Here is a 7,462-nt window from a genome sequence, read left to right on the forward strand (position 1 = left end):
TGGCGTCCCCTAGGGGACTCGAACCCCTGTTACCGCCGTGAAAGGGCGGTGTCCTAGGCCACTAGACGAAGGGGACACGCTACAAGCATTACTGCCTGCTTTCACTCCCTGCTGCGTTTAGCTGTGTGCTTTACGCTGCAAGTGGCGCGCATTCTATGGATGCCTTGAAAGGTCGTCAACCCTTTTCTAGAAATTTATTTAAATCAATGACTTCGCTCTCTATATAGGGTGCTAGAAAGGCGTGCCCAAGGATTGGCGTTGATTTTCTGGCGGGCTGAACGCAAAGTGCCATCACTGGAGAAATCCGGCGACGAGCCGACACAGAGTCACGTGGCGCCCTGGCTGGCCTGTTCGCTACACTCACAATGTAAAACTTCCTGATGAGGCGTAAACGGTGACACCACTTCTGATCACACTGCTCATCGTTGCGGGTATCGCGTTGCTGATCGTGATCGGCTACCTCAACAACGTGGTCGAAAACAGCAAACTGGAGCGCGCGCGGCTGAAGATCGAACTCGCCGACCGCGTACGCCGCTGTGGCGAAATCACCGAGACCTTCCCCGGCCAGTTCATGACCCCGGCGCTCAAGCTGTTGCTCACGCGCTTGGAGCTCAACCTCAATCAGCGGCAACTGGCGCTGGACAAGAACAATGCCGAACTCAAAGCACGCATCGCAGAACTGGAAGGCCTGGTTGCCCAAGGCGAGCGAATCCCGGTGAACAACCCGCCCAGCCCGATCCACACCGAGGCCAAGGCCAAGGATGTGCGCTTCTTGCTGGAGGCGTTGCACACGCAGATCGTCAAGGCCACCCAGGAGAACGTCCTGCAAACGATCGAGGGCAAGCACTGGGTGAAGGAGATTCGCCACCTGCTGGTGCTGCTGCACATCGAGTTCTTCAACAACCTGGGCCAACAGGCTTTGCAGCAAGAGCAGCCAGGCCAGGCGCGCCTAGCGTTCGAGCGCGGTGTACAGTATTTGCGCAAACAGCCTGAACCCAAGGTTTATGAAGAGCAGCTGACCTACCTGGAGAAACTGCTGGCCCGGGCCAATGCTCAGGTGCTGGACCAGATGGAGCCGGCCGAGAATGACGAAAACGCACTGACCCAGGGGCTCAAGACAGACCAGGAAGAAACCTGGAAAAAGCGGGTCATTTACGATTGATGTGAGCAACGCCGGCAAGCCACAGATAAAGTGCAGCTCCTGTAGGAGCCAGCTTGCCGGCGATGGGCTGCGCAGCAGCCCTGATAACGCTGACTAGCAGTCGGTCAACTCCAGGAAGACCGCCGCCAACCGCTCCAGCCCCCGCTGGTCCGCCTCACTGAAGCGCGCCAGCTTCGGGCTGTCCAGGTCCAGCACACCAATCAGCCTGCCCTCCTTCACCAGCGGAATCACCAACTCACTATTGGATGCGCTGTCACAGGCAATATGCCCCGCGAAGGCGTGCACGTCTTCCACACGCTGGGTCTGCCGAGTGGCCGCCGCCGCACCGCACACGCCGCGGCTGAACGGAATGCGCACACAGGCCACCTGGCCCTGGAACGGGCCAAGCACCAGCTCTTCATTACGGTTGAGGTAGAACCCGGCCCAGTTCAGGTCGTCCACCTGGTTGTACAAAAACGCCGAAAACTGCGCGGCATTGGCAATGAAGTCACGCTCGTCGGCGAACAGTGCCTGCACTTGCGCAGCCAGCAGGTCATAGCCGTCGAGGCCGGCGCCACTGGCATTGAGGTCGATCATTTATTTCTGCTCCAACAATTGCAGCCCCACCCAATAACGGGCGAACTGGTAGGCACAACGGCCATTACGGTTGCCGCGGCCGGTGGCCCAGCGCACGGCGAGGATGTCGAGTGCTTCGTCACGCTGCCAGGCCAGGCCGGCAGAACGCGCCAGCTGGCCTATCCAATGCTCGACCACATCGAGGAAATGCTCCTGGGTGAACGGGTAGAACGACAGCCACAGGCCAAAACGGTCGGACAAGGCGATCTTGTCTTCCACCGCCTCGCTGGGGTGCAGTTCGCCGTCGACGCGCTTCCAGTTTTCGTTGTCACTCTCTTTCTCCGGCACCAGGTGGCGACGGTTGGAGGTGGCGTACAACAGCACGTTGTCCGGCGCCTGCTCCAGCGAGCCGTCGAGCACGCTCTTGAGTACCCGGTAGTCGCCCTCCCCGGCTTCGAACGACAGGTCATCGCAGAACAGGACGAAACGTTGCGGCAGTTTCTGCAGTTGCTCGACCACACGCGGCAAATCAGCCAGATGGTCACGCTCGATCTCGATCAGACGCAGGCCGGCTGCTGCATGTTCGGCCAGCAGCGCGCGCACCAGCGACGATTTGCCCGTGCCACGCGAGCCCCACAGAAGCGCGTGGTTGGCCGGCAGGCCGTTGATGAACTGATGGGTATTGCGGCCCAGCTGGTCACGTTGCTTGTCGACGCCGATCAGGTCGGTCAGGCGGATGTCCAGGCTGACGTGCAGCGGCATCAAGTAGCCGGTACGGCCATCGCGCTGCCAGCGGGCGGCCAGCGTGGTGTTCCAGTCGATGTCCGGACGCGGTGCCGGCAACAGCGGCTCAAGGCGCGCCAGCACGGACTCTGCGCGTTCCAGAAAAGCATTCAAGCGGGCGTCCATGACGACTCCTAGCAAGACAGGTGAAGTTTGAAGCTGAATGTGCGACAGGCCCACCAGCAGCCTTGGCTGATCGGCTATGCTTGCGCAGCGCAAGGGACGTGAAACCGGCTCGGGACTCATGGATATAAAGTTCACCAATCGCCTGTCATACAAGCAAGCCCGGTTGACAGTCCTGGTCGGCTTCATACTGGGAACATTGCTCAGTCTCATCCAGATCGGCATCGATTATGCCAGTGAAGACGCATCCATCAACCGTGAAGTGGAAGCGTTGCTGCAAATCAGCCACAACCCGGCCTCGCGCATCGCCTACAACATCGACTCGGAACTGGCGCTCGAGCTGACCCGGGGCCTGCTGCAGTCACCGGCAGTGTTCCGCGCGCGCTTGATCGACAACAACGAAACCGTATTGGCCGATGTCGAGCGCATCCGGATGCAGGACAGCTACCGGCCGGTAAGCGATTTTCTGTTCGGTGAACAGCGCCAGTTCCAAAAGCGCCTGTTCCTCACCCATATGCCCGAAGAGTATCTCGGCACGCTGTACCTGGACGTCGACACCTTCGCCTTCGGTAGCCGCTTCCTGGACCGCGCCGGGGTCACGCTACTCAACGGCTTTGCCCGCAGCCTGGTCCTCACCGGCATCCTCCTGGCTCTGTTCTACATGATGCTGACCAAACCTTTGGTCAAGGTGATCGGCGCACTCAGCGGCCGCGACCCCCGCCACCCCGGGCAAACCCGCCTTGATTGCCCCCCGGGCCACGAACTCGATGAAATCGGCGTGCTGGTCAAGGTCGCCAACCAACAGTTGGTCAGCATGGCCACCGAGATCCAGCAACGGCGCACGGCCGAAAACCGCCTGACCCAGTACCTCAATGAGCTGGAAGACATCGTTTCGGCCCGCACCGAAGAGCTCAAGGCCAGCAACGGCCGCCTCAGCCAGTCCAATCAGGAGCTGGTGCAAGCCCGCCAGCGCGCCCTGGACATGGCCCAGGCCCGTGCAGCCTTCCTGGCCAACATGAGCCACGAAATCCGCACCCCTCTCAATGGCATGCTCGGCATGATCGCCCTGGCCCTGGACAGCCCGCTGGAGAGTGAGCAGCGCCAGCAGCTGTCGATCGCCCACGACTCGGGCAAGGTGCTGGTGGAACTGCTCAACGATATTCTCGACCTGTCCAAGTTCGATGCGGGCCAGCTTGAACTCGAACGCATCCCCTTCGACCTGGGCGCGATGGTGGAGGACACCGCCAACCTTTTATCGCAGAACGCCGCGCAAAACGTCGAGCTGACCTGCCTGATCGCCAGTGACTTCCCAAGTTCGGTATTGGGCGACCCCACCCGGGTACGCCAGGTAGTGAGCAATTTGCTGTCCAATGCCCTCAAGTTCACCCGATTCGGCCGCGTCGACGTGTGCCTGACCACCATCGTCGGCGGCGTGCGCCTGGAAGTACGCGACACCGGCATTGGCATTGCCGAAGATGCGCAGGCACGCATCTTCCAGCCGTTCACACAGGCCGGCGCCGGCATTACCCGCCAATATGGCGGCACTGGCCTGGGCCTGGCACTGACCCGCAACCTGTGCAAAGCCATGCAGGGCCACCTGCACATCCGCTCCGAACCAGGCCTGGGCAGCTGCTTCAGCGCCGAATTACCGCTGACCACCCACACCGAGGCCATTGCACCTGCGCCGCTGGAGGGCCGCGTGGTGGCGCTGAGCAACGCCGCCAGCGGCCTTGGCGAACTGCTGCAGGACGTACTGCCGCGCTGGGGCCTGAGCTACTCAAGGCATGACAGTGCCCTGACACTGGCGGGTGGGACCATCGACCTGTTGATCACCGACGACCTGGACCACTTGTTCCAGCTGCGCCCTTCGCTGACAGCGCCGATCCTGCTGGTGACGGCCTACGGCAATTTCCTGTCGCCAGAACAGGCGGCGCAACTGGCCCCGTTGCATCAGCTGGCCCGCCCCCTGGCACGCAATGCCTTGTATCAGACGCTGCGCCGCATCCTGCAGGGCCATGCACCCGAACACCCGCTGGCCATCCCGACACTCACTGCCACCGACGGCCGGGCACGCATTCTGTTGGTGGAGGACAATCCGGTGAACCAACTGGTGGCCAAGGGCATGCTGGCCAAGCTCGGCTGCGTGGTGCAAGTGGCCACCCAGGGCGTGGAGGCGCTGGAACGGCTCGAGCAGGAAGACTTCGACCTGGTGTTGATGGACTGCAACATGCCGGTGATGGACGGCTATGAGGCCAGCCGACGCATCCGCCAGAGTGGCCGCTGGCCTGAGCTGCCGATCGTCGCCCTGACCGCCAACGCCATGCCCGAGGAGCGCGAACGCTGCCGGGCGGCGGGCATGAACGACTACCTGGCCAAGCCATTCCGGCGTGAAGAGCTACTGGCGCTGATCGACCACTGGGTGCCCCTTAGCGGCTGAGCAGGCGCTCGATATCGGCCTCCAGTGCCTGCGGCTTGGTGGTTGGCGCGTAACGCGTGACCTTGCCGCTGGCCGGGTCGAGCAGAAACTTGGTGAAGTTCCACTTGATCTTCTGCGACCCGAGCAGGCCCGGGGCACGCTGTTTGAGCTCGACGAACAGCGGGTGGGCCCCAGGGCCGTTGACCTCCACCTTGCGAAACAGCGGGAAACTCACGCCGAAATTACGCTCGCAGAACTGCGCGATCTCCCGCGCCTCACCCGGCTCCTGCTTGCCGAACTGGTTGCACGGGAAACCCAGCACCACCAGGCCACGCTCGCGGTAAAGCTGCCACAGGTGCTCCAGCCCCTTGTACTGCGGGGTGAAGCCGCACTGGCTGGCGGTATTGACCACCAGCAGCGCCTTGCCCGCAAAGTCGCCCAGCACCTTGCGTTCACCGGCCAAGGTCACGCAGGGGATGTCCAGCATCGATTCAGCCATGGTCAGGCTCCGTCACGCGGTTTGAAGTCCAGGCACACCGAGTTGATGCAGTAACGCAGGCCGGTCGGTGGCGGGCCGTCGGGGAACACATGGCCCAGGTGGGCGTCACATTGCGCGCAGGTCACCTCGGTGCGGATCATGCCGTGGGAGGTGTCGCGCGTCTCGATCATCGCGCTGTCTTCGATCGGCGCGTAGAAACTCGGCCAGCCACAGCCAGAGTCGAATTTCGTGTTCGAATCGAACAGCGGCAGGTCGCAGCAGATGCAATGGTAGGTACCCGCACGCTTTTCGCTGTTGTACTTGCCGGTAAACGGCCGCTCGGTACCTTTGAGGCGGCACACCTGGTACTGCTCCGGGTCGAGCATCGCACGCCATTCTTCAAGGGTTTTGTCGATCTTTTGCATGTAGGGACCTCGGCAGGCTGAATTTCACCTCGCGCCGTCTTTTCCGTAGCGCGGGTGGCACGTATATTAGTTGGCTTCGTGTGCAAGGCCTCAAGTCTGGCACCCGCGCCCCGCCCTTTCAAACCTTTCGACGGCGGCGCACCGCGTATTCTCAATCGGGATCACATCATGCAGTTCAGCAAATCGAACAAGCTCGCCAATGTCTGCTACGACATTCGCGGCCCGGTGCTCAAGCACGCCAAACGCCTGGAAGAGGAAGGCCACCGCATCCTCAAGCTGAACATCGGCAACCCGGCGCCGTTTGGCTTCGAAGCGCCGGACGAAATCCTCCAGGATGTGATCCGCAACCTGCCCACTGCCCAGGGCTACAGCGACTCCAAAGGCCTGTTCAGCGCGCGCAAGGCGGTGATGCAGTACTGCCAGCAGAAGGAAATCGAGGGTGTCACCATCGAGGACATCTACCTGGGCAATGGTGTTTCCGAGCTGATCGTCATGTCGATGCAGGCACTGCTCAACAACGGCGACGAAGTGCTGATCCCGGCCCCCGACTACCCGCTATGGACCGCTGCGGTGAGCCTGGCAGGCGGCAAGCCGGTGCATTACCTGTGCGACGAACAGGCCGACTGGTTCCCTGACCTTGAAGACATCAAGGCCAAGATCACCCCGAACACCAAGGCCCTGGTCATCATCAACCCGAACAACCCGACCGGCGCCGTCTATTCCAAAGAGTTGCTGCTGGGCATGCTGGAGCTGGCACGCCAGCACAACCTGGTGGTGTTCTCCGACGAGATCTACGACAAGATCCTCTATGACGAGGCCGTGCACATCAGCACCGCGTCACTGGCCCCGGACCTGCTGTGCCTGACCTTCAACGGCCTGTCCAAGTCGTACCGGGTGGCGGGCTTCCGCTCCGGCTGGCTGATCATCTCCGGGCCCAAGCACCACGCCCAGAGCTACATCGAAGGCATCGACATGCTGGCCAACATGCGCCTGTGCGCCAACGTACCGGCCCAGCACGCCATCCAGACTGCGCTGGGCGGTTATCAGAGCATCAATGACCTGGTGCTGCCCCCTGGCCGGCTGCTGGAGCAGCGCAACCGCACCTATGAGCTGCTCAATGACATCCCGGGGGTTAGCTGCGTCAAGCCGATGGGTGCGCTGTATGCCTTCCCGCGGATCGACCCTAAAGTCTGCCCGATCCTCAACGACGAGAAGTTCGCGCTCGACCTGCTGCTGTCTGAGAAGCTGCTGATCGTCCAGGGCACGGCGTTCAACTGGCCTTGGCCGGACCACTTCCGTGTGGTGACCTTGCCACGGGTGGATGACCTGGAGGCTGCGATTGGCCGGATTGGCAACTTCCTGCGCACGTATTCGCAGTAAGTACTGGCTTCATCGCCGGCAAGCCGGCTCCCACAAGGACGGCACAAGTCTTCAGTACTGTGGGGTACCTGTGGGAGATTCTATGGTTGAAAACAACGGTCTTTAGGCCGTTCTGCTTACGTATTCCTCCTTCTTCTTCA

7 protein-coding genes and 1 tRNA gene are annotated in these 7,462 nt (G+C 61.7%); 3 read left to right on the top strand and 5 right to left on the bottom strand.

Going from position 1 to position 7,462, the window contains the following annotated elements:
* A tRNA-Glu gene (locus tag ACW4TB_RS27365) sits at positions 1 to 76 on the bottom strand.
* A gap of 318 nt (positions 77 to 394) precedes the next feature.
* Here ACW4TB_RS27365 and ACW4TB_RS27370 point away from each other — a divergent pair.
* The gene (locus ACW4TB_RS27370; RefSeq protein ID WP_012313398.1) at positions 395 to 1,162 is read left to right on the top strand and encodes a hypothetical protein; all 768 of its coding nucleotides are present in this window, start codon (positions 395 to 397) and stop codon (positions 1,160 to 1,162) included.
* 93 nt (positions 1,163 to 1,255) lie between these two features.
* On the opposite strand, the gene ACW4TB_RS27375 is transcribed toward ACW4TB_RS27370, so the two are convergent.
* Together ACW4TB_RS27375 and ACW4TB_RS27380 are read right to left on the bottom strand one after the other, a co-directional pair.
* The gene (locus tag ACW4TB_RS27375; RefSeq protein WP_012313397.1) at positions 1,256 to 1,738 is read right to left on the bottom strand and encodes a GAF domain-containing protein; all 483 of its coding nucleotides are present in this window, start codon (positions 1,736 to 1,738) and stop codon (positions 1,256 to 1,258) included.
* Positions 1,739 to 2,626: an ATP-binding protein gene (locus ACW4TB_RS27380; RefSeq protein WP_012313396.1), complete on the bottom strand. Its 888-nt coding sequence runs from the start codon at positions 2,624 to 2,626 to the stop codon at positions 1,739 to 1,741.
* A 118-nt stretch (positions 2,627 to 2,744) separates the two neighbouring features.
* Here ACW4TB_RS27380 and ACW4TB_RS27385 point away from each other — a divergent pair, with 118 nt between their 5' ends.
* A complete protein-coding gene (locus tag ACW4TB_RS27385; RefSeq protein ID WP_455843127.1) occupies positions 2,745 to 5,060 on the top strand; it encodes a response regulator in 2,316 nt (771 codons plus the stop codon).
* On the opposite strand, the gene ACW4TB_RS27390 is transcribed toward ACW4TB_RS27385, so the two are convergent.
* Together ACW4TB_RS27390 and msrB are read right to left on the bottom strand one after the other, a co-directional pair.
* The gene (locus ACW4TB_RS27390) at positions 5,050 to 5,538 is read right to left on the bottom strand and encodes a glutathione peroxidase (protein ID WP_012313394.1); all 489 of its coding nucleotides are present in this window, start codon (positions 5,536 to 5,538) and stop codon (positions 5,050 to 5,052) included. The genes ACW4TB_RS27385 and ACW4TB_RS27390 overlap by 11 nt on opposite strands.
* Positions 5,539 to 5,540: 2 nt before the next feature.
* The gene (gene msrB, locus ACW4TB_RS27395) at positions 5,541 to 5,942 is read right to left on the bottom strand and encodes a peptide-methionine (R)-S-oxide reductase MsrB (RefSeq protein WP_012313393.1); all 402 of its coding nucleotides are present in this window, start codon (positions 5,940 to 5,942) and stop codon (positions 5,541 to 5,543) included.
* A 168-nt stretch (positions 5,943 to 6,110) separates the two neighbouring features.
* Between msrB and ACW4TB_RS27400 the strand changes: the two genes are divergently transcribed.
* Positions 6,111 to 7,322, top strand: a complete 1,212-nt coding sequence (locus tag ACW4TB_RS27400) for a pyridoxal phosphate-dependent aminotransferase (protein WP_012313392.1) — start codon at positions 6,111 to 6,113, stop codon at positions 7,320 to 7,322.
* The last annotated feature ends 140 nt before the right edge of the window (positions 7,323 to 7,462 follow it).

It is taken from the genome of Lelliottia jeotgali, from assembly GCF_977070485.1.

Coding starts and splice junctions, on each gene's coding strand:
- ACW4TB_RS27375 (WP_012313397.1), bottom strand. CDS start 1,738: ATGATCGACCTCAATGCCAGTGGCGCCGGCCTCGACGGCTATGACCTG.
- ACW4TB_RS27380 (WP_012313396.1), bottom strand. CDS start 2,626: ATGGACGCCCGCTTGAATGCTTTTCTGGAACGCGCAGAGTCCGTGCTG.
- ACW4TB_RS27385 (WP_455843127.1), top strand. CDS start 2,745: ATGGATATAAAGTTCACCAATCGCCTGTCATACAAGCAAGCCCGGTTG.
- ACW4TB_RS27390 (WP_012313394.1), bottom strand. CDS start 5,538: ATGGCTGAATCGATGCTGGACATCCCCTGCGTGACCTTGGCCGGTGAA.
- msrB (WP_012313393.1), bottom strand. CDS start 5,942: ATGCAAAAGATCGACAAAACCCTTGAAGAATGGCGTGCGATGCTCGAC.
- ACW4TB_RS27400 (WP_012313392.1), top strand. CDS start 6,111: ATGCAGTTCAGCAAATCGAACAAGCTCGCCAATGTCTGCTACGACATT.